Source organism: Methylobacterium sp. WL64, from assembly GCF_008039945.1.
In the GTDB taxonomy this organism is placed as follows: Bacteria; Pseudomonadota; Alphaproteobacteria; order Rhizobiales; family Beijerinckiaceae; genus Methylobacterium.
Genome location: NZ_VRVA01000054.1, coordinates 1 through 25,270, shown reverse-complemented (window position 1 = coordinate 25,270; position 25,270 = coordinate 1). Strand labels below are relative to the sequence as shown.

General features: G+C 69.5%; 27 protein-coding genes. 13 read left to right on the top strand and 14 right to left on the bottom strand.

Going from position 1 to position 25,270, the window contains the following annotated elements:
* Window positions 1-16: 16 nt before the first annotated feature.
* The gene (locus FV242_RS20180; protein WP_147940146.1) at window positions 17-874 is read left to right on the top strand and encodes a prephenate dehydratase; all 858 of its coding nucleotides are present in this window, start codon (window positions 17-19) and stop codon (window positions 872-874) included.
* A gap of 64 nt (window positions 875-938) precedes the next feature.
* Window positions 939-1,517: a BrnA antitoxin family protein gene (locus tag FV242_RS35630; protein ID WP_246692787.1), complete on the top strand. Its 579-nt coding sequence runs from the start codon at window positions 939-941 to the stop codon at window positions 1,515-1,517.
* Window positions 1,518-1,524: 7 nt separating this feature from the next.
* On the opposite strand, the gene FV242_RS20165 is transcribed toward FV242_RS35630, so the two are convergent.
* Window positions 1,525-2,250, bottom strand: a complete 726-nt coding sequence (locus tag FV242_RS20165) for a tyrosine-protein phosphatase (protein ID WP_147940138.1) — start codon at window positions 2,248-2,250, stop codon at window positions 1,525-1,527.
* A gap of 216 nt (window positions 2,251-2,466) precedes the next feature.
* Here FV242_RS20165 and FV242_RS20160 point away from each other — a divergent pair, with 216 nt between their 5' ends.
* The gene (locus FV242_RS20160; protein WP_147906361.1) at window positions 2,467-2,973 is read left to right on the top strand and encodes a GNAT family N-acetyltransferase; all 507 of its coding nucleotides are present in this window, start codon (window positions 2,467-2,469) and stop codon (window positions 2,971-2,973) included.
* A 111-nt stretch (window positions 2,974-3,084) separates the two neighbouring features.
* On the top strand, window positions 3,085-3,618 hold the full coding sequence (gene ppa / locus FV242_RS20155) for an inorganic diphosphatase (protein ID WP_007559546.1): 534 nt from the start codon (window positions 3,085-3,087) through the stop codon (window positions 3,616-3,618).
* A gap of 236 nt (window positions 3,619-3,854) precedes the next feature.
* On the opposite strand, the gene FV242_RS20150 is transcribed toward ppa, so the two are convergent.
* A complete protein-coding gene (locus FV242_RS20150) occupies window positions 3,855-4,388 on the bottom strand; it encodes a gamma carbonic anhydrase family protein (protein WP_147940137.1) in 534 nt (177 codons plus the stop codon).
* A 136-nt stretch (window positions 4,389-4,524) separates the two neighbouring features.
* Here FV242_RS20150 and FV242_RS20145 point away from each other — a divergent pair, with 136 nt between their 5' ends.
* Together FV242_RS20145 and FV242_RS20140 are read left to right on the top strand one after the other, a co-directional pair.
* On the top strand, window positions 4,525-4,803 hold the full coding sequence (locus tag FV242_RS20145) for a hypothetical protein (RefSeq protein WP_147940136.1): 279 nt from the start codon (window positions 4,525-4,527) through the stop codon (window positions 4,801-4,803).
* A 179-nt stretch (window positions 4,804-4,982) separates the two neighbouring features.
* On the top strand, window positions 4,983-5,162 hold the full coding sequence (locus tag FV242_RS20140) for a hypothetical protein (RefSeq protein ID WP_147940135.1): 180 nt from the start codon (window positions 4,983-4,985) through the stop codon (window positions 5,160-5,162).
* A 41-nt stretch (window positions 5,163-5,203) separates the two neighbouring features.
* Here FV242_RS20140 and FV242_RS34690 read toward each other — a convergent pair whose 3' ends face one another.
* Both FV242_RS34690 and FV242_RS20135 read right to left on the bottom strand, forming a co-directional pair.
* A complete protein-coding gene (locus FV242_RS34690; protein ID WP_187278488.1) occupies window positions 5,204-5,368 on the bottom strand; it encodes a hypothetical protein in 165 nt (54 codons plus the stop codon).
* A gap of 215 nt (window positions 5,369-5,583) precedes the next feature.
* Window positions 5,584-6,102, bottom strand: coding sequence for an META domain-containing protein (locus FV242_RS20135; protein WP_147940134.1), 519 nt, complete (start codon window positions 6,100-6,102; stop codon window positions 5,584-5,586).
* 241 nt (window positions 6,103-6,343) lie between these two features.
* Here FV242_RS20135 and FV242_RS20130 point away from each other — a divergent pair, with 241 nt between their 5' ends.
* From FV242_RS20130 to FV242_RS20115, 4 genes are all read left to right on the top strand, one after another.
* The gene (locus FV242_RS20130) at window positions 6,344-6,667 is read left to right on the top strand and encodes a helix-turn-helix transcriptional regulator (protein ID WP_147940133.1); all 324 of its coding nucleotides are present in this window, start codon (window positions 6,344-6,346) and stop codon (window positions 6,665-6,667) included.
* A gap of 160 nt (window positions 6,668-6,827) precedes the next feature.
* Window positions 6,828-7,565, top strand: coding sequence for a PIG-L deacetylase family protein (locus FV242_RS20125; RefSeq protein WP_147940132.1), 738 nt, complete (start codon window positions 6,828-6,830; stop codon window positions 7,563-7,565).
* Window positions 7,562-8,155 carry an SAM-dependent methyltransferase gene (locus tag FV242_RS20120; protein WP_147940131.1) on the top strand — a complete coding sequence of 198 codons (594 nt, stop codon included), beginning with the start codon at window positions 7,562-7,564 and terminating at the stop codon, window positions 8,153-8,155. Before FV242_RS20125 ends, FV242_RS20120 begins: the two co-directional genes overlap by 4 nt.
* On the top strand, window positions 8,152-9,003 hold the full coding sequence (locus tag FV242_RS20115) for a glycosyltransferase family 2 protein (RefSeq protein ID WP_147940130.1): 852 nt from the start codon (window positions 8,152-8,154) through the stop codon (window positions 9,001-9,003). The genes FV242_RS20120 and FV242_RS20115 overlap by 4 nt, the downstream gene beginning before the upstream one ends.
* A 91-nt stretch (window positions 9,004-9,094) precedes the next feature.
* Here the strand turns inward: FV242_RS20115 and FV242_RS20110 are convergent, their stop codons facing one another.
* The 8 genes from FV242_RS20110 to FV242_RS20070 form a co-directional block, all read right to left on the bottom strand.
* Window positions 9,095-10,066, bottom strand: a complete 972-nt coding sequence (locus FV242_RS20110; RefSeq protein WP_147856921.1) for a CoA ester lyase — start codon at window positions 10,064-10,066, stop codon at window positions 9,095-9,097.
* Window positions 10,067-10,173: 107 nt separating this feature from the next.
* Complete coding sequence (locus tag FV242_RS20105; RefSeq protein WP_147940129.1) at window positions 10,174-12,936, bottom strand: phosphoenolpyruvate carboxylase; 2,763 nt, start codon at window positions 12,934-12,936, stop codon at window positions 10,174-10,176.
* Between the two features lie 241 nt (window positions 12,937-13,177).
* On the bottom strand, window positions 13,178-14,068 hold the full coding sequence (gene sucD / locus FV242_RS20095) for a succinate--CoA ligase subunit alpha (RefSeq protein ID WP_147856025.1): 891 nt from the start codon (window positions 14,066-14,068) through the stop codon (window positions 13,178-13,180).
* 14 nt (window positions 14,069-14,082) lie between these two features.
* Entirely contained in the window at window positions 14,083-15,261 is a 1,179-nt protein-coding gene (locus FV242_RS20090) for a malate--CoA ligase subunit beta (RefSeq protein ID WP_147856026.1), read from the bottom strand.
* A 239-nt stretch (window positions 15,262-15,500) separates the two neighbouring features.
* Entirely contained in the window at window positions 15,501-16,145 is a 645-nt protein-coding gene (gene fchA, locus FV242_RS20085; RefSeq protein WP_147940128.1) for a methenyltetrahydrofolate cyclohydrolase, read from the bottom strand.
* Window positions 16,146-16,159: 14 nt separating this feature from the next.
* Entirely contained in the window at window positions 16,160-17,020 is an 861-nt protein-coding gene (locus FV242_RS20080) for an NADP-dependent methylenetetrahydromethanopterin/methylenetetrahydrofolate dehydrogenase (RefSeq protein ID WP_147906352.1), read from the bottom strand.
* Window positions 17,021-17,211: 191 nt separating this feature from the next.
* Window positions 17,212-18,156 carry a D-2-hydroxyacid dehydrogenase gene (locus FV242_RS20075; protein ID WP_147940127.1) on the bottom strand — a complete coding sequence of 315 codons (945 nt, stop codon included), beginning with the start codon at window positions 18,154-18,156 and terminating at the stop codon, window positions 17,212-17,214.
* Between the two features lie 103 nt (window positions 18,157-18,259).
* Complete coding sequence (locus FV242_RS20070) at window positions 18,260-19,468, bottom strand: aminotransferase class V-fold PLP-dependent enzyme (protein WP_147906350.1); 1,209 nt, start codon at window positions 19,466-19,468, stop codon at window positions 18,260-18,262.
* 554 nt (window positions 19,469-20,022) lie between these two features.
* On the opposite strand from FV242_RS20070, the gene FV242_RS20065 reads away from it, so the two are divergent.
* Genes FV242_RS20065 through FV242_RS20055 form a run of 3 tightly spaced genes read left to right on the top strand, consistent with a single transcriptional unit; the run spans window position 20,023 to window position 22,576 of the window.
* Window positions 20,023-20,838 carry a UDP-2,3-diacylglucosamine diphosphatase gene (locus FV242_RS20065; RefSeq protein ID WP_147940145.1) on the top strand — a complete coding sequence of 272 codons (816 nt, stop codon included), beginning with the start codon at window positions 20,023-20,025 and terminating at the stop codon, window positions 20,836-20,838.
* Window positions 20,839-20,849: 11 nt separating this feature from the next.
* The gene (locus tag FV242_RS20060) at window positions 20,850-21,896 is read left to right on the top strand and encodes a glycosyltransferase family 1 protein (RefSeq protein WP_147940126.1); all 1,047 of its coding nucleotides are present in this window, start codon (window positions 20,850-20,852) and stop codon (window positions 21,894-21,896) included.
* A 41-nt stretch (window positions 21,897-21,937) separates the two neighbouring features.
* The gene (locus tag FV242_RS20055) at window positions 21,938-22,576 is read left to right on the top strand and encodes a ribonuclease HII (RefSeq protein ID WP_147940125.1); all 639 of its coding nucleotides are present in this window, start codon (window positions 21,938-21,940) and stop codon (window positions 22,574-22,576) included.
* A gap of 127 nt (window positions 22,577-22,703) precedes the next feature.
* Here the strand turns inward: FV242_RS20055 and FV242_RS20050 are convergent, their stop codons facing one another.
* On the bottom strand, window positions 22,704-25,061 hold the full coding sequence (locus tag FV242_RS20050) for a membrane-bound PQQ-dependent dehydrogenase, glucose/quinate/shikimate family (RefSeq protein WP_147940124.1): 2,358 nt from the start codon (window positions 25,059-25,061) through the stop codon (window positions 22,704-22,706).
* Window positions 25,010-25,270 (bottom strand): hypothetical protein (locus tag FV242_RS35180; protein ID WP_210248945.1); only part of this gene is annotated, 261 nt, incomplete at its 5' end. The genes FV242_RS20050 and FV242_RS35180, both read right to left, overlap by 52 nt.

Sequence of the window (25,270 nt, the reverse complement as noted above, 5' to 3'; positions counted from 1 at the left end):
CAACGCACCGACGCCCATCACCGACCGCACCATCGCCTACCAGGGCGAGCCCGGGGCCAATTCGCACATCATCTGTGCGCAGGCCTTTCCGGACTGGACGCCGTTGCCCTGCCCCACCTTCGAGGACGCCTTCGCGGCGGTCACGGAGGGCCGGGCCCGGCGGGCCATGATCCCGATCGAGAACTCGATCGCCGGCCGGGTGGCCGACATCCATCACCTGATCCCGACCTCGCCGCTGCACATCGTGGCCGAGCACTTCCTGCCGATCCACTTTCAGCTGATGGTCCTGCCGGGCACGGCGCTGGAGGCGGTGCGGACCGTGCACAGCCATGTCCACGCGCTCGGACAGTGCCGACGGATCGTCCGGCGGCTCGGCGTGAAGGCCGTGGTCGCCGGCGACACGGCGGGCGCGGCCCGCGAGGTCGCGGAGATCGGGGACCCGAGCCGGGCCGCCCTGGCACCTGCGCTCGCCGCCGAGGTCTACGGCCTCGACATCCTGGAGCGCGACGTCGAGGACGAGGCGCACAACACCACCCGCTTCGTGGTGTTCTCCCCCGATCCCGAGCCGGCCGCGGCCGGGGCCGGCCCGTGCGTGACGAGCTTCGTGTTCCGCGTCCGCAACATCCCGGCCGCGCTCTACAAGGCACTGGGCGGGTTTGCGACCAACGGCGTCAACATGTCGAAGCTCGAGAGCTACATGATGGACGGCGAGTTCACCGCCACGCAGTTCTACGCGGAGGTGGACGGCCACCCCGAGGATCCGGGCCTCGCCCGGGCGCTCGACGAACTCGGCTATTTCTCCCGCGAATTGCGGGTGGTCGGCACCTACCCGGCCCACCCGTTCCGCGAGGCCGCGCGGCCGGCGGCGGAGTAAAGGCATCTGGAGGGCGTCTGCGGGACGGGTTCGCAGTAACGACAATCCGTAACTACGCTACACCGTGGGCTTTCAGTGGGAGCCCGAGAAGGATGCGGCGAACCAAGCCAAGCATCTCATCGGATTCCGCCAAGCGGCCGAGATCTTTCGCGGTTTTAGGCTGACCCGCGAAGACACGCGCCGCGACTATGGCGAGCGTCGGTTCATCGCACTGGGTCTGTACGATGATGCTGTGCTGCGGGTGGTCTACGTTCAGAGGGCGGCGACATCCGCATCATCTCGGCATGGAAGGCGAGCCGCCATGACAGGCAAGTCTACGCAGAGGCGCGTACCAGAGCGGGCGGCGAGCGTCCGGTTTGACGACTATACCGACATGCCCGCGGCAGAGCCGCTCAGCCCGGCGTTCAACGTCTTGGATGACGCGGAGATCGAGCGGCGAGCCGCAGCCGACCCCGATGCCGGATCAATTCCGCCGGGCTTCTGGGACGAGGCTTCACCGTCGACCGTCGAGACGAAGGAGCAAATCACGCTACGCCTTGACTCGGATGTGCTGCGGCATTTCCGGAGCGCCGGAAAGGGCTACCAATCGCGGATCAACGCGGTGCTCAAAAGCTACGTCAGGGCGCAGGACAAACGACGTTAGGGCGGCCTCACTCCCGCCGCAGCACCGTATCCGCGGCGAGGTCCGACCAGAACCCCGGCCGAAAGTCGCGCTTGAGCGCCTCCGGATCGTAGATCGTCTCGACCCAGGTCAGGAAATCGATGCCCCTCGCCTCACCCTCCACCAGGTACCGGGCGAAGAATGCGTCGAGGATGCCGGTCTTGGCAAAGCGGAGATGGCCGTAGCGGGCCGAGAGCTGGCGGGCGGCCTCGGCCACCGGGCGGCCCTCGTGCAGGATCAGGTAGAGCGCCGAGGCGAGCCCGGCCCGGTCGGCGCCCGACTTGCAGTGCATCACCGCCGGGTACTGGATGTCGGCGAAGAAGGCCTTCGCGCGGAGCAGGGTGTCCCGGTCGGGTGCCTCGCGGGAGCGCAGGACGAACTCCACCAGCGTGAGCCCATGCCGCTCGCACGCCTCGCGCTGCAGCGGCCACGAGCCGTGCTCGCGCCCGCCGCGCAGGGAGATGATCGTGCGGACGCCCTCCCCCCGGAAGCGGGCGAGCTGGTGCGGGCCGGGCTGGGCTGAGCGCCAGATCCGACCCGTGCCCACCCGGTGTCGGTTGAGATAGGCCAGCCGGAACACGCCGTGATCGATCAGCAGCATGTTCGCCCAGGCCTTCAGCCGGTCGCCGGGGCCGGCGATCGGCCGCTCGAAGCGGGCGATCCGGGCCATGCGGCGCGCGTAGCGCGTTTCGGGCTTGAGGAAGCGGTTGAACACGATGAGGCTGCCGCGGAATCGGGAGCCGGCTCTACCAGCCCCCCGGAAGCCCGGCAATTCATCCGTCCGACCGCCCGATCGCGGCCTTTCCCCACCCCCACCGGAAAGTTCCGAAAAAACGGCGTCGATCTTGCCTTCACTCTGCCCGGATCGGGATCGAACCTGGGCGGACCGCGCGGGTTATCCGCAGGTCGCAAGGGGGAAGGCCGGAAGCCCATGAGCACGCGCACCACGAGCATCCGCCGGGCTCGCGAGGCCGACCTCGGCAGCCTGTCGACGGTGTTCGATGCGTCGTGGCGCGAGGCCTATCGCGGCATCATACCCGGCGTCGCGCTCGAGCGGCTGATCGCCGGGCGCGACCGGCCGTGGTGGCGCAGCGCACTACGCCGGGGCCGCCCGATCGCGCTGGTCGAGACCGGCGAGCGGGTGGTCGGCTACGCCGCCTACGGGCGCACCCGCAGCCGGGCGCTCGGCACGGAAGCCGAAATCGACGAGCTCTACCTGCTGCCGGAATACCAGGGCATCGGCCTCGGACGCCGCCTGTTCAAGGCGGTGCGCAACGATCTCGTCGATCACGGGCTGACCCAGCTGGGCGTGTGGAGCCTGGAGGACAACGACCGGGCCGGCGCCTTCTACGAAGGTCTCGGGGGCCGGGCCGGGCCGCGGGTGATGGACCGGGTCGCGGGCGTCGCCCTGCCCAAAGTCGGATACCTGTTCAGCTAACGTTTCCTGGGACTCGTCGCCGGCCCCGCACCGATACTGATTTGCATCGCGGGGCCAGGCATCTAAGAGGTCCGGGAAGCGGTGCAGACCGCATCCCGGAAGCGATACGCCATGAACATCGACGCCATCCCGCTCGGCAAGAAGCCCCCGCACGACGTCAACGTCATCATCGAGGTGCCGCTTGGCGGCGAGCCGATCAAGTACGAGATGGACAAAGAGTCCGGGGCGCTGGTGGTCGACCGGTTCCTCTATACGCCGATGTTCTACCCCGGGAATTACGGCTTCATCCCCCACACCCTGTCGGGCGACGGCGATCCCTGCGACGTGCTCGTGGCCAACACCCGCGCGGTGCTGCCGGGCGCGATCATCAGCGCCCGCCCGGTCGGCGTGATGGTGATGCAGGACGAGGGCGGCGAGGACGAGAAGGTCATCGCGGTGCCATCCCGCCACCTGACCAAGCGCTACGACCGCGTCGAGAACTACACCGACCTGCCCGACATCACGATCCAGCAGATCCAGCACTTCTTCGAGCACTACAAGGATCTGGAGCCCGGCAAGTGGGTGAAGTTCGTCCGCTGGGGCGACAAGGAAGAGGCCCACCGGCTGATCGAGGAAGCGATCGAGCGGGCCAAGGCCAAGAAGTAATTTTTTCGACGACAGGTAGACTGGGCCCTCCCCTCCCCCCTCTGCGGGGGAGGGTGGCTCCCGGAGAGGAGAGGTCGCGGCAGGCGTGAAATCCTGCGCCGTCGCGTTGCCCTTCTTGCAGAACTTCGGCGCGACCCGCCCTGACGGCCGGCCCACCCTCCCCCGCGCAGAGGGAAGGGAGCGGCGTATTTCAGGCGCTTACTGACAAACCCGATCGGTAAGCCGGCGCACCGCCTTCACCCGTCGATGCGGCGCAGGCCGGCCTTGTAGCGCCGGGCATTCTCGACGTAGCGCAGGGCCGCCTGCCGCAGACCCTCCACGGCCTCGGGATCGAGGGTGCGCACGGCCTTGGCCGGCGACCCGACGATCAGGCTGTTGTCCGGAAATTCCTTGCCCTCGGTCACCAGCGCGTTGGCCCCGACGAGGCAGCCCCGGCCGATCCTGGCGCCGTTCAGCACCGTCGCGCCCATGCCGATGAGGCTGCCGTCGCCGATCGTGCAGCCGTGGACGATGGCACCGTGGCCAACCGTGACATCCGTTCCGATCGTCAGCGGGAAACCGGGATCGACGTGCATGATCACGCCCTCCTGCACGTTGGTGCGGTCGCCGATGCGGATCGGCTCGTTGTCGCCGCGCAGAGCCGCCCCGAACCAGATGCCGACATCGAGCCCGAGATGGACCCGGCCGATCACCTGAGCGTCCGGCGCGATCCAGACCCGGGCGGGATCGGCCAGCTCCGGGGCGTGGTCGTCGAGGGCGTAGAGCGGCATGGTTGGCTTCCGTCGCGGTGCTGATGTCTCGGGAGCGACGCGGCCGACGATGGGCATCGCCTGTCGCCGGAATGGCACAGGTCCGGGTCGCCTGCCAGTGCTAGGCTGGCGTTGCAACCGGGGGCGAGGCGCGGGCTTGAAGCGGATCACGGCATCGATCGGGCTCGCCGGCCTGCTGCTCGCGCAATCGGCCGACGCGGCGGACTGGCACGATAGCGTCCGACGGGGCGGCTTTCGTGCCACCTGCGAGGACCTCGCGACGTTCTGCTTCGCGGATGCCTGCGGGGGCGATCAGATCGATGCCGCCGAGACCTGCCGGGCGCGCTGCCCGAGCGCGGTGATCCTCAGCGTCGTGCCAGCCGCCTGCCGGATCCCTGGCACTACATCCGGACCGATTCTCCGAAGCCGCGGCTGAGATGTCGGCATGATCCGATCCGGGCAAGACGAAGGATCAGAAGTCATCGCCGAGAAAAAAAACGTCGGCCTGCGGCAACGAAACGCGGAACCCGGCATTGACCGTGCTCAAACAGCTCACGAGTCACCTCGACAACGCGGACCGTTACTCGCGCAAGCGCGAGACCGGAAGCAAACAGCATGATCAACGACGATCTTCACCCGCCGCATGCCGGTCTGAACGCGGATCCCATTCTGTACGGGGTTGCGGCCGGATTGGCCGCCCTGTTTCCGCCGGTGCTGTTGCACGGCCGGGACTCGGCCGACCTGACCGCGCCGTCAGACGGCGACGAGGATCGGGAGACGCGCGACACGGAGTGAGCGCGACGTGCCGGTAATGCGGGCGCAACGGCTCCCGACCGTCACGCGGCGAGCCGCGCGATCAGCAGCACCGTCGCCAGGATCGGTGCAGCGGCAGCAAGCCAGAGCGCCCCGGAATGGATCGCGGGCGGCGCGGTGAAGCGAAGGGGCCTCGAGACGCCAGCGCGCAGCGGCGCCCGATCCCTCAACCCGATACCGACTGCCATGCGCCGCCTCCTCGATACCCGAGGAGAAAATCCCGATCGCCCTCAAGGGCGTCTGAATCGTGGGCGGCGTTCGTGCAGCGTGGTGAATTCGGCCTTAAGCCGGCCGACGTGGCCCGCCCTATTCCGCGTTGCCCGAATCGGCGGAAACCCCAGGAGCGGAGACGGCGGGAACCGTCCTGCCGCTCAAACGACCAGTGACCGGGCAGATTGGGCGGTCAGAGCGCCCGGTCGAATTTCAGCTCGCCGTTCGGGCTCTTCAGCACCAGCTGGGAGCCGACCAGGTCCCATACCGCCGCGGTGCGCAGGGCGACGAAGAACGCCTGCTCGGTGGCCGCAAGACCCTTGTCGCAGCTCTTCTTGGTGAGGGCGAGGGGACCGACCGCGAGGTGCTGATCTTTGAGCGGGAAGGCGGTCGCCGCGAAGGTGTTGCAACCGCCGTAGCCGCGGGCGCGGTACTGCTTGTCGATGATGAAGCTCGGACGGTCGCCGCCGGTGAAGGGCTTGCCGTTGAGGCTCACCGCCGTCCAGGTCGAGTCGAGCGGGAAGATCTTCTCGCTCGCCTTCGTGCCGGGCACGTATTGCGGCTTCTTCTCTTCCTCGCCGCCGGGGCGGCGGTTGCCTCGGCCGAAGCCCGTGGGCGCTCCGCCGCCCATCTGGGCTTGGGCCTGCGTGGCGGCAGTCAGGTCCACGGCCATCACGGCACAGGCCAGGATAGCGATCAGCACCGCTCTCATCGTTCCGCCCTCATCGTGCGCGCACGGCGCCCAGTCCATCGTCCATCCGGGGGACGCGACGGCCGCCCGACTCCCCCCTGAGTCGCACGGCGTGGTCGCCCCGAATCCATACACTCCGGCGCATGCGACGGAATTTCAGCACAATTATGGTCGTGGCGCATCGCGCGGTGCCCGGAAACGATCGGCGACCGATATCGTTGTCGATCATCCCGAAAGGGACCAACGACGGGTGGAGGACGACGTGGCAGGATCGGACGAGGGCGGCCAAGCCGGGGCGAGCACGCTGGCGATGAGCCCGGCGCAGTCGCGGGCGGCCCGGGGGCTGCTCGGATGGTCCGAGGCGGAACTCGCCGCCAAGGTCGGCCTCGACGAGCGGTTCGTGCGCGATTTCGAGAGCGGCTACGGCGACCCGCCGAGCGGGCAGATCGAAGCCCTGCGCAGCGCGCTCTGCACGGCGGGCGCAGTGTTCGACGACGTGCCGAATCCCGGTGTCCATCTGGCGGCCCAGGCCAAGGCCGACGAGGGCGTCCGGCTCGGCGCGCTCACCACGGAGAACGATCGGTAGAGCCCGCCGCGGACGGCGCCGCTCATGGCGCGTTCAGCCGCCGGGGCCGATAGCCGGAGGGCAAGACCTGCTCGCCGTCCCAGGAGCGATCCGTGACCGTTCACGCCAGCCCCACGATCCGCAACGGTGCCCCGGGCGCCTCCGCGACGGGGGCACGCTGATGCGGGCCGACGCCTTCCTGACCGCCTCCGACGCGCTGCCGGTGGCGGATCTCTCCACCTTGGTGGAGCGGGGCGGCCTTGTCGTGGTCGCGCCCCATCCCGATGACGAGAGCCTGGGCTGCGGCGGCCTGATCGCGGCGGCCCGCGCGGCGGGACGGCCGGTGCATCTCGTGGTCGTGAGCGACGGGTGCGGCTCGCACACCCATTCCCGCCTGTACCCGCCGGAGGCGCTGCGCACCCTGCGCGAGGCGGAGACGCTCCGGGCGGTGTCGATCCTCGGCCTCGCGGCGGCGGACGTGACCTTTCTGCGCCTGCCCGACGCGCATGTGCCGAGCGACGGCCCCGAGGCTGAAGCCGCGGCGCACGCGGTGGTGCAGGCCGCGGCCCGGTGCGGTGCCGGCGCCGTCTTCGTGACCTGGCGACACGATCCCCATTGCGACCACAAGGCGGCCGCCGCCATCGTCGGACTGGCCCGGCGGCAGATGCCGGGCGTCGTGGTCTACGAATACCCGGTCTGGGGCTGGACCCTGCCGCCGGAGACCGAGGTCGGCCCGCCTCCGGATGGCCTGCGCCTGGACGTCTCGGCCCATCGCGAGACCAAGACCCGGGCGGTGGCGGCGCACGCGTCGCAGACCACCGACCTGATCTCGGACGATCCCCAGGGGTTCCGCCTCGAGCCCGCCATGATCGCGCGGCTCTGCGGCCCCTACGAGCGCTTCGTCAGGATCCCCGCATGAGCCGGCGAACCGAGACCCTCCCGGAGGATTACTTTGCCGGCATCTATGCCAGCGATCCGGATCCGTGGAAGTTCACGAGTTCGGCCTACGAGCGGGACAAGTACGCCGCGACGCTGGCGGCACTGCCGAGGCCGCGCTACCGCTCCGCCTTCGAGCCGGCCTGCGCGATCGGGGTGTTCACCCGCGCCCTGTCCGAACGCTGCGAACGGCTGCTCGCGGCCGATCCGGTCCTTGCCGCGGTCGAGGCGGCCCGCGCGCGCTGTGCCGACCGGCCGAGCGTGGAGATCCGCCAGGGCGCGCTCCCGGCGGACTGGCCGGAGGGCCGGTTCGACCTGATCGTGCTGGCCGAGTTCCTGTACTTCCTCGCCCCGCCCGACCTCGCCGCGCTGGTCCGGCGTGCCGGCGACGCGATCGAGCCCGGCGGCGACCTGATGCTGGTCCACTGGATCGGCGAGACGGACTATCCGCAATCGGGCGACGAGGCCGCCGAGAGCTTCATTGCGCAAGCCGCGCCGTTCGCAGAGCTGCTGCATCAGGCCCGGACCGACAAGTACCGGCTCGACGTGCTGCGCGCCGGAGACGCGGCGTGAGCACCACGGTCATCACCCTGAACAAAGGCCGGGGGGCGCATCTCGCCCGTCTGCTCGAAGGCCTCGCCCGCGGTGCCCCGCCAGACGCCTGCATCGTGGTCGAGATCGGCGGCGACGACTCGCCCTTGCCGGACCTGCCGTTTCCCATCGCGCGCGTCCCGTTCCGACGGGACGGCCTGCCGCTTGCGGCTGCGCGCAACGTCGGGCGCCGGGCAGCCCGCACCGACACGCTGATCTTCCTCGACGTCGATTGCATCCCGTCGAACGGCTTGGTCGCCGGCCTGTCGGGCGCAGTGGCCGAGCATGACGCCCTGATCTGCTGCGAGATCGGCTACCTGCCGGCCGGCGCGGTCACTGATGGCTGGCGGGAGGGGGACCTCCATCGGCTCGGCCATCCTCACCCGGTGCGCGCCTTCCCGGGGGCCGGCCTCGTGGCACCGGCACCGCAGCCCGGCCTGTTCTGGTCCCTGGCCTTCGTGGTGCGTGCCGCGACCTACGACCGGATCGGGGGCTTCGACGAGTCGTTCTCCGGCTACGGGGCCGAGGATACCGACCTGGCATTCCGGGCCGATGCGGCCGGGGTGCCAATCCTGTTCCTCGGCGGCCCGCGGGCCTACCACCAGCACCACGCGAGCTACGATCCGCCGCTGCAGCACTTCCGCGACATCGTCGCCAACGCCGGCCGCTTCCACACCCGCCACGGCTTCTGGCCGATGGACGGCTGGCTCGACGGGTTCAGTCGCCTCGGCCTGATCGCGGCCGACCGGTCGAACGGGATCGTGGTCTACCGCGATCCGACCCCGTCGGAGATGGCGGCGGCACGGCTGCCGGACACGCAGCCGTTCTGAGGGTGTCGTGAACGTCTTGCGTCGCGACCGATCATGCCGGCCGCGACGCAGGGCAAATCGCCCCTCCCCGTGGGGAAGGGCAAAGGCGGCCTCACGCCTTCATGGCATTCGCCTTCTCGATCAGCGCCTCGGCCATGCGGATCGACGCGATGTCGATCAGGCGGCCGTCGAGGGAGACGGCGCCGCGGCCGGCCTTGGCGGCTTCCTGCATGGCCTCCAGGATGCGGCGGGCCTTGGTGACCTCGGCCTCGGAGGGCGTGAACACCTCGTTGGCGAGGTCGATCTGCGAAGGATGGATCGCCCACTTGCCCTCGAAGCCCAGCGCGGCGCAGCGCTTGGCTGCCGACTTGTAGCCGTCCGGATCGGAGAAATCGCCGAACGGGCCGTCGATCGGGCGCAGGCCATAGGCGCGGCAGGCCACCAGCATGCGGTTCTGGGCGAACAGCCACGGGTCCTGCCAATGGGTCTGGCGGTTGCCGGCCTCGTCCTTGTCGGTGAGCACCGAGAAGTCGGCGTTGACGCCGCCGATCACCGTGGAGCGGGCGCGCGTCGAGGCGGCGTAGTCGGCCACGCCGAAGGACATCGCCTCGAGGCGCTTCGACGACTGGGCGATCGCCTCGACGTTGGCCATGCCGAGCGCGGTCTCGATCAGCACCTCGAAGCCGATCTGCTTCTCGCGCTTCTTGGCCTGCTCGATCTGGGTGACCAGCACATCGATGGCGTAGACGTCGGCCGGCACGCCGACCTTGGGGATCAGCACCATGTCGAGGCGCGGGCAGGCTTCGACGATATCGACCACGTCGCGGTACATGTAGTGGGTGTCGAGACCGTTGATGCGGATCATCATGGTCTTGGTGCCCCAATCCAGGTCGTTCAGAGCCTGGATGATGTTGGTGCGGGCCTTCTCCTTGTCGTCGGGGGCGACCGCATCCTCGAGGTCGAGGAAGATCACGTCGGCGGTCGACTGGGCCGACTTCTCCATGAAGGTCGGGTTCGAGCCCGGGACGGCGAGTTCGGAACGATGCAGGCGCGGCTTGGCCTGCTGGATCAGCGTGAAGCTCATGGGTGTTTCTCTCTCCTGGTGACGGTTCTGGTGCCGCCGGGGTGCGTAGGGATCGCCCTCCGGGAACAAGATGGGTCAGGTGTCGGGTTCAGACAGTGCACCCCACCTCACCCGGTCGAGCCGAAGCCGACCGCGATGCAGTTGATCGACAGGAGCAGGGCGGATTTCACCGCCTCGCGCCGGTCCTCGTCGGTCTCGGCCCGGTAGCGGGCCAGCAGCTCGACCTGCTCGCGGCCGACCTGGTTGATGGTCGGCAGCCGGCCCTTCAGCCGGTCGCGGAACAGCGGGAAGCGCTCGGCCAGCTCGGTTCCGCCGCTCACCCGCAGCACCATCTCGCGGGTGAGCGCGTACTCGGCCTCGATCATCGTGAAGATCCGGTCCCGGACCCCCGCATCCTGGACGAGGCCCGCATAGGCCCGGGCGATGTCGAGATCGACCATCATCAGGGTCTTTTCGACCTCGTCGAGGACGAGGCGGAACACGCGGGATTCCTGGAACAGGCGCTTCAGGGTCGCCTCGCCGTCCGGGCCGCGCACCTCGAGGAAGCTCGCGAGCCCCGAGCCGACGCCGTACCAGCCCGTGATCACGTGCCGGTTCTGCGACCAGGCGAACACCCACGGGATCGCCCGGAGATCCGAGAGCGAGCGGGCGCCGAACCGGCGCGCCGGACGCGAGCCGATATTCAGGAGCGCGATCTCGTCGAGCGGGCTCGCCGACTGGAAGTAGTCGACCAGCCCGTCGGTCTGAAGCAGCCGGACGTAGGCCGCCCGCGAGGCGCCGGCCAACGCCTCCAGGGCGTCGTCGTGGCCGACACTCGCCCGCTCGCCGTCCCCCGCCAGGGCGTGCTCGAACACCGAGGCGGCGAGCAGCTCCATCTGGTAGGCGGCGGTGCCGCGGTTGGCGTACTTGAACGAGACGACCTCGCCCTGCTCGGTGGTGCGGAACCGGCCGCGGATCGAGCCCGGCGGCTGGGCCATGATGCCCCGGTGGGTCGGCACGCCGCCCCGGCTCACCGAGCCGCCGCGGCCGTGGAAGAACGCGATGCCGACGCCGAGTTCCTGGCCGAGGCGGGTGAGCTTGCTCTGCGCCTTGTACAGCTCCCAGTTGGCGGCGACGAAGCCGCCATCCTTGTTGGAGTCGGAATAGCCGATCATCACCTCTTGGACGCCGCCCTGCCAGCGGGTCGAGCGGCGCACCACCGGAACGGTCAGGAGTTCGCGCATGATCGCAGGGGCAGCGCGCAGGTCGTCGATGGTCTCGAACAGCGGCACGATCGCGAGCGGGCATATCTCAGGGCGGATCTCCGGGCCGGCGGCATCGAGGAACACGCCGGCCTCCTTGGCCAGCAGGTAGGCGCCGAGCACGTCCTCCACGGAGCGGGTCATCGACAGGACGAAGGCGCCGAACGCCTCTCGGTCGAGGGTTTCGCGCATTTCGGCGACCAGCGCGAAGGTCGCCAGCGTCTCACGGGCGGCGTCGGGCAGGTTCTCGAAGGAGCGCTCGGGATCCCGGGGCCGCACCAGTTCGGCGTCGAGCCACTGCCGCCACGCCGCGGTGCCGAGCGCCGGAGGCTCGCCGTCGCCGTTGCGCTGGCGCCAGAGCGCCTGGAGCGTGTCGGTGGTCCGGGTGGTGTTCTCGCGCAGGTCGAGCCGGACCGTGGAGAAGCGGAAGATCTCGACCATGCGGCGGACCGGCCGGACCAGATCGCGGCCGAGCGCCCCGCACTTCGCGTCGTCCAGCCCGCGCTCCAGGGTGCGCAAGTCCTCGATCAGGCCGTCGGCGCTGGCGTAATCGGGGCCGGACGGGTGCTGGCCCTCGTTGCGGGCGATGGTGGCGTCGAGCTTGCGCAGGACGCAGGTGAGATACTGGCGATACGGCTCGCCGGGATTGCGCCGGGCGATGGCCCGGGCCTGCCCGCTCTCGGCGAGCTGCCGGTCGAGTTCCCGGCGGAACGTCTCGGGCAGCGGCAGCGCGCGCTCGGTGAGCGAGAGCGTCCGGCCGAGCTCGTGCACGCCGTCGCGGTAGCGGTTCAGCGAGGCCAGCGCGTTGCGGTGCAGGGCCTGCCGGGTGACCGCCGCGGTGACGTAGGGATTGCCGTCCCGGTCGCCGCCGATCCACGAGCCAAACTGGAAGAACGGCGGGACCCGGAACTGGGTGCCGGGATAGGCCTCGGCCAGGGACTCCTCGAGGGTGTCCATGGTCTCGGGCAGCATCTCGAACAGGGTCTCGTCGAAGAAGTGCAGCCCCCAGGCGACCTCCCGCTCGACGGTGGCCTTCTCCAGGTGCAGCTCGCCGGTCATCCAGACCAGCTCGATCTGATCCCGCAGCTCGTTCATCAGCCCGTTGCGCTCGCGGTCCGTCCAGCGCGGCATCTCCAGCTCGCGCAGCACCAGGTAGATCCGCCGGAACTTCTCCAGCACGGTCACCCGCTTGCCCTCGGTCGGGTGCGCGGTGAGCGTCGGCCGGATGCGCAGGTCGCTAAGCAGCGCCTGGATCTTTTCCGGTGGGATGCCCTGGGCGCGGGCGTCCGAAAAGACCTTGGCGAAGGAGCCGCTCAGCGAGGCCCGCCCCTCCGTCCGCTCGACATGGCGGCGTCGGCGCATCGCGGTGTTCTGCTCGGCAATCGAGATCAGGTGGAACCAGATGCCCTGCACCTGAAGCGCGCGCGCCAGCATCTCCGGCGAGAACCGAGAGATGTCGGCCGTGCCGTGCAGCACCGCCTCGAGATCGGGGTCGTGCCGACGGGCGACGTCGAGCAGGGCCTGGAACAGGATGTCGAGGGCCTGCTCGGCCGCGGTGCCGGTGATCACCGGAGGCGCGAAGGCGCTGGCCTCGGCGAGGCCGGGCGATGCGTGGAGGGTACGGGTCATGGAGCCACCTCGTGGCGCACGTTTTTTCAAAGGTCGGCGCGACGCACTCCCTCCCCCCTCTGCGGGGGAGGGTGGCCCGCGAAGCGGGTCGGGAGAGGGGAGCGACGCTTCCGGACAGCGCGTGACGGGCGCGAAACCCGCTACCGTCGCGCTGCCCCTCTCCCGACCCGGCCTGACGGCCGGCCCACCCTCTCCCGCAGAGGGGAGAGGGAGGACGTCGCGCTTTGCATCGGGCGCGGCGTCACGCCGCCCGGGCGAGCACGTCGGCCACGGTCTGGCCGAAGGAGCCGGGATCCGGCGCCACGGTCAGGCCGTAGGAGCGCATGATCTCGGCCTTCTCGGCGGCGCTGTCGCCGGCCGCCGAGATGATCGCCCCGGCATGGCCCATGCGGCGGCCCTTCGGCGCCGTCAGGCCCGCCACGAAGCCGATCACGGGCTTCGACATGTTGTCCCGGATCCAGGCCGAGGCCTCGGCCTCCTGCGGGCCGCCGATCTCGCCGATCATCAGCACCGCGTCCGTATCCGGGTCGGTCTCGAACAGGGCGAGGTGGTCGAGGAACGACGAGCCGTTGATCGGGTCGCCGCCGATGCCCACCGAGGTCGAGATCCCCAGCCCCAGCTCCTTCAGCTGGGAGGCAGCCTCGTAGCCGAGCGTCCCCGAGCGGGAGATCACGCCGACATTGCCCTTGAGGTAGATGTGGCCGGGCATGATCCCGAGCATCGCCTTACCGGGCGAGATGATGCCGGCGCAGTTCGGGCCGACCACCATGGTGCGGCGATCCCGCGGGTAGCGCATCAGGTAGCGCTTCACCCGCATCATGTCCTGGGCCGGGATGCCGTCGGTGATCGAGCAGACCAGCCGCAGACCGGCATCGGCCGCCTCCATGATGGCGTCGGCCGCGAAGGGCGGCGCCACGAAGGTGATCGACGTGGTGGCGCCGGTGGCGGCGACCGCCTCCTTGACGGTGTTGAACACCGGCAGGCCGAGATGGGTTCGGCCGCCCTTGCCGGGCGTGACGCCGCCGACGACGTTCGTGCCGTATTCGAGCATCTCCTTGGCGTGGAAGGTGCCCTTGTCGCCCGTGATGCCCTGGACGATGATCGGGGTGGTCTCGTCGATGAGGATGCTCATGGCGTGGTGTCCCCTCAGCGGTTCTTCTTGGCGGCGTCGCAGGCGTCGACCGCCTTGCGGGCCGCGTCCGACAGGGTGTCGGCGGTGATCAGGTCGAGGCCGCTGTCGGCCAGGATCTTCTTGCCCGCCTCGACGTTCGTGCCGGCGAGCCGCACCACCAGCGGTACATCGATCTTGACCTCCCGGGCGGCCTGGATGACGCCCTCGGCGACCCAGTCGCAGCGGTTGATGCCGGCGAAAATGTTGACCAGGATCGCCTTGACGTTGCGGTCCGAGAGCACCAGCCGGAACGCCGTGGCGACCCGCTCCGGGGAGGCGCCGCCGCCGACATCCAGGAAGTTCGCCGGCTCACCGCCCGCGTGCTTGATCATGTCCATGGTCGCCATGGCGAGACCGGCGCCGTTGACGATGCAACCGATCTCACCCTCCAGCCCGATATAGCTGAGGTTGTGCTCGGCGGCCTGCGCCTCGCGGGGATCGCCCTGCGACGGGTCGTGCATGTCGGCGATGCCCGGCCGGCGGAACATCGCGTTGTCGTCGAAGGACATCTTGGCATCGAGGGCCAGCACCCGGTCGTCCTTGGTGACGACCAGCGGGTTGATCTCGAGCATGGTGCCGTCGCAGTCGCGGAACGCCCGGTAGGCGTTCATGATGGTCTTCACCGCGGCCGAGACCTGCTTGATGTTCAGGCCGAGCTGGAAGGCGATCTCCCGGGCTTGGAACTGCTGCAGGCCCACCGCCGGCTCGACGACGACCTGGATCAGCGCCTCCGGCTCGTTGGCGGCGATCTCCTCGATGTCCATGCCGCCGCGCTGGCTGGCGATGACGCGTACGCGCTCGGCCTTCCGGTCCAGCACGTAGCCGAGGTAGAGTTCGCGCTCGAACGGATCGGCGGTCTCGACGTAGACCCGCTGGACAGGCTTGCCCTCGGGTCCGGTCTGGAGCGTGACGAGGCGCTTGCCCAGAAGCTCCTTGGCTGCGTCGCGGACCTCGTTGTAGGTCCGGCACAGCTTGATTCCGCCGGCCTTGCCGCGTGCGCCGGCGTGGATCTGGGCCTTCACGGCCCAGAACGAGCCGCCGAGTTCGGTGGCGGCATAGACCGCTTGATCCGGGCTGAACGCGATGGCGCCCTTCGGGACCGCCACACCGAAGCTCGCGAGCAGCTCCTTGGCTTGGTACTCGTGGACGTCCATTCGGCGCCTCCTCCGCGGTCGTTGCCGCCGTTTGACGCTGTCCACTTTAGTTGAGTGGGAAGATTACGCCCGTCAAATTTTTTGAGCCGCGGGTTCACGCCGGCTTTTTCGCGGATGCGGTAGGAATCGCATCCACCATTGCAATGCAGCATCGCAGAAAAACAGCGAGGCCGGGCGCGTGATGCACCCGGCCTCGACTGTCGAACCACTTGCGTCCGCGGCGGCGGATGCGGCGCGTTTCAGTTCACCTTGGCCTTCACCACCTCGTAGACCTTCTCGCTCAGCGCTCCCGCCTCGCCGAGCAGGCCTTCGAGTTCCCGGAGCCGCTCGTCCGCGAACTCCCGGTCCTCGAGCCCCTTGGCGTTGACGTAGACGTTGAGCGCCGCGCTGCGCAGGCCCGCATAGGCCGACAGGACCGCCACGCCGGCGTCCGAGACGACGTTGAGATTGCCCTTCTCGGCGGTGATCGCGGCGAGATCGATGACCGCGCGGCAGGCCCGGCAGCAGGCGAGCGGCACGTCGGTGGCCGTGCGGAGCGCGGACTGGATCGCCGCGGCGCGCGCCGCCTTCTCGTCGTCGGTGCCCTTGGGCAGGCCGTAGGCCCCCATGACGGCATCGAACGCCTGGACGTCCTCGCCGATCATGCCGGTCAGGACGACCCGCAGGCCCTCGGACCGGGCGAGCACGTCCTTCAGTTCGGCCTCGACCTCGACATACTTCTTCTTGCCGATGGTCAGGTTGCAGACCATCGACACCAGGGCTGCCCCCATGGCGCCGGAGATCGCGGCCGCACCGCCGCCACCGGGGGTCGGAGCGGCGCTCGCGAGTTCCGTCAGGAAGGTCTGGATGGTCGCCGTCTCGGGCGCCTGCTGCGTGTCCGACATGGGCGTCCCTCCCGTCAGGCCATCTTCTTGGCGAGCGCGTAGATCTCCTCGGCATCGAGCACCTGCTCGGTGCTCTCGAAGAGCTGGCCCACGCAGGCCCGGTGCAGCTTGAGCTTCAGGCCGCCGATGCCGAGGGCGCCGAACGCCTTCTTGCCGTTGCGATCCTTGCCCTTGTCCATCACGTCGATGCCGCCGACGCCGGTCGGGGGCTGCGCGTTGTAGTCGGCCACGAACTCGATCGCCGAGTCCTGCGCCCAGGCGGCCTCCGGCAGCAGCTCGACGCCGATGGCGCCGGCGGTGAACACGAGGTTCTTGCCCTTCACGAGCGCGATGCGCGAGGCCTCGTCGGGGGTCGCGGCGGCCTTCACGTTGACCTTGAAGCGCTTGTTGATCTGCTCGGCGGCGGCCTGGGTCTTGTCCAGCGCGCGGCCCGCGATGGTCACGTCCGCGCCCTCGCCGGCCAGAAGCGCGGCGGAGCGCATGCCCACCGGGCCGGTGCCGGCCAGGACGACGGCCGTCTTGCCCTGGAGCGAGCCGGCGGCCTTGGCCACCAGGGCGACGCCCGCGGCGGCCGTGGTGTTGGAGCCGTTCGAATCGAGCATGCACGAGACCCGGAACGGGCCGAAGAAGCGCTTCTTGACGGCGGTGAACAGTTCCTCGCCGGCCGCCATGCTGCCGCCGCCGACGAAGATCGCCGTCGACTTCTTCTCGGAGCCGCCGCGGGTGTAGATCGTACCGTCGACCAGGGCGCCGACATTCTCCGGGGTCACGCCGCCGTAGCCGGTGATGTGGTCGGCACCGCCGTCGTAGCCGACCACCGTGTCGAACACGTTCGGCATCGCATCGGTGTCGAACAGGAACAGCAGCTTCTTCATGTTTTCATTCCTCTGCCCGGTTCGCGGGCATCACGTGTTCAATGCACTCGCCCTGTCATCCCGGGGCCGCGCGGCAAAGCCCGGGACCGAGAACCGCAGGTTGAGCGAGGTCTAGCGTCGTCGGCGGATCTGGATCCCGGGCACGCCTGCGGCGCCCCGGAATGACGGGCCGTGACGTCAGCCGCCGCGCCTCAAGCCTCGACGACGTTCTGCGGCTTGCCGGCGACGAACGCCTCGACGTTGTCGACGAGCTGATCGGCGAGGATCTGCATCGCCTCCTTGCTGGCCCAGGCGACGTGCGGGGTCACGATCAGGTTCGGCAGGTCAGCCTCGCACAGGATGTTGCCGTCGTTCGGCGGCTCCTGCGCGACCACGTCGAAGCCCGCGCCCGCGATGGTGCCGTCCTTCAGCGCGGCCAGCAGCGCGGCCTCGTCCACCAGACCGCCCCGGGCGGTGTTGATCAGGATGGCGCTCTTCTTCATCCGCTTGAGTTCGGCGGCGCCGATCATCCCCTTGGTGTCGGGGGTGAGCGGAACATGCAGCGTGATCACGTCGGACTGCGTCAGGATCGTCTCGAAATCGACCAGGCCGTCCTGCGGGAACAGGTCGTAGGCCAGGACCTTCATGCCCAGCGCCTCGGCGCGCTTGCCGATCGACTTGCCGAGCGCTCCGTAGCCGACGATGCCGAGCGTCGAACCGGCGATGTCGTAGATCGGGTAGTCGAAGTAGCAGAACTGCGTGGACTTCGCCCAGTCGCCGCGCCGAACCGAGTTGGCGTAGGGCACGATCGCCCGGCGGAGCGCGAACATCAGCCCGACTACGTGCTCGGGCACGGTGTTGAACGCGTAGTTGCGGATGTTGACGACCGTGATGCCCTGGGCCTTGGCCTGGGCCTTGTCGACCACGTCGGTGCCGGTGGCGGCCACCGCGATGAGCTTCAGGTCGGGGAGCTGCTTCAGGGTCTCGGCCCGCATTGGGACCTTGTTGATCAGCGCGATCTCGGCGCCCTGGAGGCGGGACACCGTGTCCTCCGGCGTCCAGGTCGATTCGTGCCCGACGTAATCGTGCGGGAAGTTGAACGGTCGGACCGTCGCGTCGAGGGACTCACGGTCCAGGAACACGATCTTCTTGGTCATAGATCCCCTCTCGGGCAACGGGCGACTTCCTCGGGATTCTTGTTCTTACTTGCGCGCCGGGGCGGGGCCGGCAACCCGGCCCCGCCCCGGCAGCGTGCATCAATCACGCCTTGTGAAGCGGATTCTCGCGCAGGTAGCTGGAGGCGGCGGCGACGCCGGAGCCCGGCGTGACCTTGATGCCGCAATCGATCATGGCCATCTCGGCGCCCGCGATGGCACCCAGCAGCGACAGCTCGTTCAGGTCGCCCAGGTGGCCGATACGGAACACCTTGCCGGCGACTTTCGACAGGCCGGCACCCAGCGAGAGGTTGTAGCGCTCGTAGGCGTGGCTGATCACCTTGGCGGCGTCGGCGCCCTCCGGGACCACGATCGCCGTGACCGTGTCGGAGTTCCACTTCGGCTCCTTGGCGCAGGTCTTGAGGCCCCATGCCGCCACCGCCTGACGAGTCGCCTCGGCGAGCACGTGATGGCGGTGGTAGACGTTCTCCAGCCCCTCCTCCTTCACGATCGCCAGGGCCTCGCGCAGGCCGTAGAGCAGCGGCAGGACGGGGGTGTAGGGGAAGTAGCCGGTGGCGTTGGCGGCCAGCTGGTCCTTCCAGGCGAAGTAGGCGTGGCCGAGCCGGTCGTTCCGGCCGGTGCCGCCCTCGGCGATCTTAAGCGCCTTCGGGCTGATGCAGATCAGGCCGAGGCCGGCCGGGAGCATGAAGCCCTTCTGCGAGCCCGCGATGGCGCAGTCGACGCCCCATTCGTCCATCTTGAACGGCAGCGAGCCGATCGACGAAATGCCGTCCACGAACAGCAGCGCCGGGTGGCCGGCGGCGTCGATCGCCTTGCGCACCGCGCCGATATCGCTGGTGACGCCCGTTGCGGTCTCGTTGTGGACCACCATCACGGCCTTGATGGCGTGATCCTTGTCGGCGCGCAGGGCCTCCCCGATCTTCTGCGGATCAGCGCCGGCGCCCCAGTCCTCGTCCTGGACGATCACGTCGAGGCCGAGGCGCTGGGCCATGTCGACCCAGAGGTGGCTGAACTGGCCGTAGCGGGAGGTGAGCACCTTGTCGCCGCGGCACAGGGTATTGGACAGCGCCGATTCCCAGATGCCGGTGCCCGAGGACGGGAACAGGATGACGGTTCCGGCGGTCGAGCCGAACACCATCTTGGAATCCTGCAGCAGCGGCTTCACCAGCTCGGGAAAGCTCGGCGAGCGGTGATCCTCGGACGGCACGTGCATCGCGCGCAGGACGCGATCCGGGATGTTCGTGGGGCCCGGGATGAAGAGATGGTTGCGACCGGGGCGCCGGGTTGCGGCCATGGTGTTTCCTCCAAAAACTCTGTTGCGCGCGGGCGGACCCGCGCTGGTTTGTTCAAACGTTCTCGGCGCCTTCGGCGGCCTTCTCGAGCTTCCTGCACGCGGTGCCGGCGGGCGCGGCACGGGCCGCAACTCCCCCGAACGCCATCCGTGTCATCCGTGGATCGGGGGGCTCAGCGGAGCGGCAGGCGGCGTCTTGCCGCTCGCGTCGCGGCGCGCCCCCGCGCCGGTCGCCTCCGAAATGCCGTCCCGGTCTACGGCGCCTCGTCTCAAGGCACCCTGGCCGCCCTCGCCGCCTTCCTATACGCGTCCGGCCCGGCTCACGCCGATCCACCGGTCGTCTGGTATTATGAGGCGGCGAAGCTGGGAAGCAAAACCGGAAAAACTTCGGGATCTCGGTAAAAAAATTTTTTGTGCATCGCAACGTCAGCTATCGGAACTTGAGAACTTCCGTTGCGGCGCACCAAGGCACCCCACAGCGATTCAGTACCGCGTCATCAAACTGAGACGTGATCGCGCTCTGGATCCCGGCACCGTTCGACCGCCGGGAGGGTGACGTGGCCGAGGATGAGGAGATGCCGGTCCGGGTCCGGACGCTGTTCCTGTCCGACCTGCATCTCGGGACGCGCGGCTGCCAGGCCGGCCTCCTTCTGTCGTTCCTGAGGGATTACGACGCCGACACGGTCTACCTGGTCGGGGACATCGTGGACGGCTGGCAGCTGCGCTCCGGCTGGTACTGGCCGCAGGCGCACAACGACGTCGTCCAGAAGCTTCTGCGCAAGGTCCGCAAGGGCACCAGGATCGTCTACCTGCCGGGCAACCACGACGAGTTCCTGCGGGACTACGTGGGCACGAATTTCGGCGGCATCGAGATCGCCGAGACCGCGATCCACGAGGCGGCCGACGGGCGGCGCTACCTGGTCATCCACGGCGACCAGTTCGACATGGTGGTGCGGCACTCGCCCTGGCTCGCCCATCTGGGCGACGGCGCCTACACCCTGGCGCTGACTCTCAACACCGTGATCAACCGGATCCGGCGGCGGGCCGGCCTGTCCTATTGGTCGCTGTCGGCCTGGGCGAAGCTGCGGGTGAAGAACGCCGTCAGCTTCATTGGCCGGTTCGAGACCATCCTGGCCGAGGAGGCACGCCGCCAGGGCGCGAACGGGGTGATCTGCGGGCACATCCACCACGCCGCCGACCGGGCGATTGGCGACCTGCGCTACCTGAACACCGGCGACTGGGTCGAATCCTGCACCGGCCTGATCGAGCATTACGACGGCCGGATCGAGGTGCTGCATTATCCCAGCATCCTGCGGGCCCGCGAGACCGAAGCTGCGCCGCGGCCGGTGGACGGCCGGCGCGCGGTGGCGTGAGGACCCCACGCGTGAAGCTCCTCATCGCCAGCGACGCCTGGCATCCGCAGGTCAACGGCGTGGTCCGCTCCCTGGAGCAGATGGTCCGCCGGGCGCCCGAACACGGCTTCGAGACGGCCCTGCTCTCGGTGGCCGATTTCCGCTCCCTGCCCCTGCCGGGCTACCCGGAGATCCGCCTTGCCTTGGCCGGGCGGGACCGGGTGGCGGAGCGCTGGGCGGCCGAACGCCCGAGCCACGTCCACATCGCCACCGAGGGACCCATCGGCTTCGCGGCCCGGCGGCACTGCCTGGCCAACGGCCTGCCGTTCACCACGAGCTATCACACCCGGTTTCCGGAATACCTCGCCGCCCGCCTCCCGGTGCCGGAGGCGTGGTCCTACGCTTATCTGCGCCGCTTCCACGGGGCGGCCCGCGGGACCATGGTCAGCACCGTCTCTCTGCAGGCGGAACTGGAGGCGAGAGGCTTCTCCCAGCTGATGCGCTGGACCCGCGGGGTCGACACCAAGCGGTTCCGGCCGGCCGCCCCCGGCGAGCCGCCGCCGGCGGACCTCGCCGGCCTGCCCCGCCCGCTGTTCCTGTATGTCGGCCGGCTTGCCGTGGAGAAGAACCTCGCGGCCTTCCTGAGCCTCGACCTGCCCGGCACGAAGGTCGTGGTCGGGGACGGGCCGGACCGGGCGCGCCTGCAGGCCCTGGCCCCGGAGGCGCGCTTCCTCGGCACCCGGACCGGGGCAGCGCTCGCGTCCGTCTACGCCGCCTGCAACACCTTCGTGTTCCCGAGCCTCACCGACACGTTCGGCATCGTGCTGCTGGAAGCGATGGCCAGCGGCCTGCCGATCGCGGCCTTCCCGGTGCCCGGCCCCAACGACGTGCTGAGCGGGACCCGGGTCGGCATCCTGGACCAGGACCTGCGTGCCGCGGCCCTCGCGGCGCTGCGCCTGTCCCGGGCCGAGTGCAGGCAGGAGGCGCTGCGCCGCGGCTGGGACGTCAGCGCCGACCAGTTCTTCGGCAACATCATCGAGGCGCATGGCGGCGAGCGGGGCACCCGGAACGCCGCCTGAGCCGTGACGGCGGCGGCGCCAGATGGCAGGACGGCGCCATCATGCCCGTTCAGAAACAGCCGCCCGCGAAACGAACACAACCCGCCCTCACCCCACCGTTCGATCCGGCCCGGGCCGCGGATTACCCCGCGGTGATCGGCTGTGACGAGGTCGGGCGCGGCGCGCTGTGCGGCCCCGTGGTGGTGGCGGCGGTCTGGTTCGACCCCGCGGCGATCCCACCGGCCATGCTGGCAGCCCTCGACGACAGCAAGCGCGTGCCCGAACCGGTTCGCGCGCATCTGGCGCCGCTGATCCGGACCCATGCCCGGGTCGCCGTGGCGGCGGGCTCCCGGGCCCTGATCGACCGCATCAACATCCGCGCCGCAACCCTCGACGCCATGGCGCGGGCGGTGGCGCGCCTCGGGGTCGCGGCGCCGGTCCTGGTCGATGGCCGGGACGCCCTGCCGGGCCTGCCGGGCCGGGCCGTCATCGGCGGCGACGGCCTCGTGCCGCAGATCGCTGCCGCCTCGATCGTCGCCAAGGTCTTCCGAGACGACCTGATGCGCCGGCTGGCCGAGCGCCACCCGGGCTACGGCTGGGAGCGCAACGTCGGCTACGGCACGGCCCTGCACCGGGCTGGCCTGACGGCGTTGGGCCGAAGCCCGCACCACCGCCTCAGCTTCACCCGCGGGTTCGGCTAGGGTTCAAAAGGTCGAGACCTTGTGCGGGTGCAGGGTGGAACCCTGCGGGCCTCGGGGGCTCCGCCCCCGAACCCAGCCAAAGGACTGAGCCCTTTGGAAACCCCGTCGTGCCCCAGGGCGGACCGGATCACTTCGATCCGGCTTCGGCCGGCAGCGCGTAGGCGACCACGTAATCGCCGCGGTCGGGCGATTGGCGGGCACCGCCGGCCGTGATCACGACGTATTGGCGGCCCGTCTTCGGGGACCGGTAGGTCATCGGCGCGCCCTGGCTGCCCACCGGCAGGCGGCCCTTCCAGACCTCGCGGCCGGTCGCGGCCTCGAACGCCCGCAGGTAATAATCCTGCGTCCCGGCGAAGAAGATCAGGCCCGAGCCGGTCACCAGCGAACCGCCGAGCGAGGGCAGGCCGATCGGGATCGGCAGGTGCATCTTGATCCCCAGCGGCCCGGTATCCTCCACCGTGCCGAGCGGGACCTGCCAGGCGATGCGGCGGGCCTTCAGGTCGATGGCCGTCAGCGTGCCGAACGGCGGCTTCTGGCACGGGATGTTCAGCGCCGACACGAAGCGGTTCCGGAGGGAGACGTAGGGCGTGCCGCGCATGGATGACAAGCCCATCTCGGTGCCGGCGGCCTTGCCGGTCTCGACCTGCTCCCTGGGGATCAGCCGGTTCCACAGGCCCAGCCGCATGTCGTTCACGATCAGGTAGTCCCGCGTCATGTCGATGGCGGTGCTGCCCCAGTTCATGCCGCCGAGCGATCCCGGCATCTGAAGAGCGGTGTCGAAGCCCGGCGGGGTGAAGGTCCCCGCGTGGCGCATGGCCTTGAACTGGATCCGGCACAGGAGCTGGTCGAAGGGCGTCGCCCCCCACATGTCGGCTTCCGTCAGGGTCTCGGCGCCGATCGACGGCATGTCCGAGTGGGGCTGCGTCGGCGCATAGCGCTCGCCGGGCACGCTGCCCTGCGGCACCGGCCGCTCGGTGATCGGCGCGATCGGGGCGCCCGTCTCGCGGTTCAGCAGGAAGATCTGGCCGTGCTTGGTCGCCGCGATCAGCCCCGGCACGGTGCCACCCTTCCCGTCCGGCAGGTCGTAGAGGGCCGGCTGGGCCGGGACGTCGAAGTCCCACAGATCCTTGTGCACGAGCTGGACGTGCCAGCGCGGCCGCCCGGTCGCCGCGTCGAGGGCGAAGATCGACGAGTTGGTGGCATCGTCCTGGGCTGTCCTGTGGCCGCCGAAGAAGTCGGGCGTCGCGTTGCCGGTGGGCGCGTAGATCAGGCCCAGGGCCGAATCGTAGGCCATGCTGGTCCAGACGTTCGGCGTGCCCCGCGTATAGGTCTCACCGGGGGGTGGCAGGCGCGTGGTCGCCGGGTTGCCCGGATCCCAGGCCCAGCGCAGCGCGCCGCTCCCGACAGCGTAGGCGCGGACCACGCCGCCGGGCTCCCCGGTCTCGATGTTGTCGGCGACCCGGCCGCCGACCACCACGAGGTCGCCGGCGATCAGCGGTGCCGCGGTCTGCGTGTAGAAGCCGGATTTGACCTCGCCCATGTCGGCCTTGAGATCGACCGTGCCGTCCGTGCCGAAATCGGCACAGGGCTGGCCGGTGGCGGCGTCGAGGGCGATCAGGCGCGCATCGATCGTGGCGAGCAGCAGGCGGCGGGGGCAGACCTTCCCACCCTCGCCTGCGCCGGCGTCGTGATAGCCGAGCCCGCGGCACCGCTGCCATTGCGGCGCACTCGCCTTCGGGTCGTAGCGCCAGCGCTGCGTGCCGGTGTCGGCGTCGAGGGCGACGACGATGTCGTTCGGCGTGCAGACGTAGACGGTGTCGCCGATCTGGAGCGGCGTGGTCTGGTCCTCCGCCCCGAAGCCGTTGCTGACGGCGATGTCGCCGGTGCGGACGGTCCAGGCCGGCCGCAGCTTGGCGACGTTGGTGGCGTCGATCTGCGTCAGCCCGGCGAAGCGGGTGCCGCCGTTTGTGTTGCCCCAGGCCGTCCAGTCGACCTGCGGCCCCGCCTGCGTGGCCGGGTGCACGTCCGGGATCTCGGTCGCGGTGATGATCGGCACCGGCTGAAAGGCGCGTAGCGTGGCTGCCACCAGGGCCAGCGCCAGCGCGGTGGCGAGGCCCAGGGATGCCCGGCGCCACACGCCGCTGCCGGATCGATCGAGCAGCGGTGCGAACAGGGCGACGACGCAGGCGAGGACGGCGAGGGCGAACAGGCGCGAGACCAGCGGCCAGAACGCGAACCCGACCTCCCAGACCGCCCAGATCCCGGTCAGGATGAACGCCCCGCCGTAAAGCAGCGCCCCGGCACGCCGACGTCGAGCAACCAAAACGCCGGAGACGAGCATCGCGGCGCCCATGGCCGCGAAATACCAGCTGCCGCCGAGCCATACCAAGTATGCACCACCGCCAGCCAAAAACAGACCGATCAAGACTATGATCAGTCCAAGCATGACCAGCACCCCATCGGACAGGTTTTTTGGTAGACGCATCTAAAATCATCAATCTCGCAATCTTTTCGCTTATTTATCTTGAGTCTTGCGTCAGTCAACGATGAATTTATGATGAAAAATCCGTAATTACCCACCCCCTTGCGCGGGTTGGGTTTCGCTGATTCCCTCGTGGGATGGTTCGTACCGATCTTGAGCGGCTGAGCCGCGAGGAGTTGATCGAACTGGTGCTGCGGCTGCAGCGTCCGGAT

Coding starts and splice junctions, on each gene's coding strand:
- FV242_RS20160 (WP_147906361.1), top strand. CDS start 2,467: ATGAGCACGCGCACCACGAGCATCCGCCGGGCTCGCGAGGCCGACCTC.
- ppa (WP_007559546.1), top strand. CDS start 3,085: ATGAACATCGACGCCATCCCGCTCGGCAAGAAGCCCCCGCACGACGTC.
- FV242_RS20150 (WP_147940137.1), bottom strand. CDS start 4,388: ATGCCGCTCTACGCCCTCGACGACCACGCCCCGGAGCTGGCCGATCCC.
- FV242_RS20140 (WP_147940135.1), top strand. CDS start 4,983: ATGATCAACGACGATCTTCACCCGCCGCATGCCGGTCTGAACGCGGAT.
- FV242_RS34690 (WP_187278488.1), bottom strand. CDS start 5,368: ATGGCAGTCGGTATCGGGTTGAGGGATCGGGCGCCGCTGCGCGCTGGC.
- FV242_RS20135 (WP_147940134.1), bottom strand. CDS start 6,102: ATGAGAGCGGTGCTGATCGCTATCCTGGCCTGTGCCGTGATGGCCGTG.
- FV242_RS20125 (WP_147940132.1), top strand. CDS start 6,828: ATGCGGGCCGACGCCTTCCTGACCGCCTCCGACGCGCTGCCGGTGGCG.
- FV242_RS20120 (WP_147940131.1), top strand. CDS start 7,562: ATGAGCCGGCGAACCGAGACCCTCCCGGAGGATTACTTTGCCGGCATC.
- FV242_RS20110 (WP_147856921.1), bottom strand. CDS start 10,066: ATGAGCTTCACGCTGATCCAGCAGGCCAAGCCGCGCCTGCATCGTTCC.
- FV242_RS20105 (WP_147940129.1), bottom strand. CDS start 12,936: ATGACCCGTACCCTCCACGCATCGCCCGGCCTCGCCGAGGCCAGCGCC.
- sucD (WP_147856025.1), bottom strand. CDS start 14,068: ATGAGCATCCTCATCGACGAGACCACCCCGATCATCGTCCAGGGCATC.
- FV242_RS20090 (WP_147856026.1), bottom strand. CDS start 15,261: ATGGACGTCCACGAGTACCAAGCCAAGGAGCTGCTCGCGAGCTTCGGT.
- fchA (WP_147940128.1), bottom strand. CDS start 16,145: ATGTCGGACACGCAGCAGGCGCCCGAGACGGCGACCATCCAGACCTTC.
- FV242_RS20080 (WP_147906352.1), bottom strand. CDS start 17,020: ATGAAGAAGCTGCTGTTCCTGTTCGACACCGATGCGATGCCGAACGTG.
- FV242_RS20075 (WP_147940127.1), bottom strand. CDS start 18,156: ATGACCAAGAAGATCGTGTTCCTGGACCGTGAGTCCCTCGACGCGACG.
- FV242_RS20070 (WP_147906350.1), bottom strand. CDS start 19,468: ATGGCCGCAACCCGGCGCCCCGGTCGCAACCATCTCTTCATCCCGGGC.
- FV242_RS20055 (WP_147940125.1), top strand. CDS start 21,938: ATGCCCGTTCAGAAACAGCCGCCCGCGAAACGAACACAACCCGCCCTC.
- FV242_RS20050 (WP_147940124.1), bottom strand. CDS start 25,061: ATGCGTCTACCAAAAAACCTGTCCGATGGGGTGCTGGTCATGCTTGGA.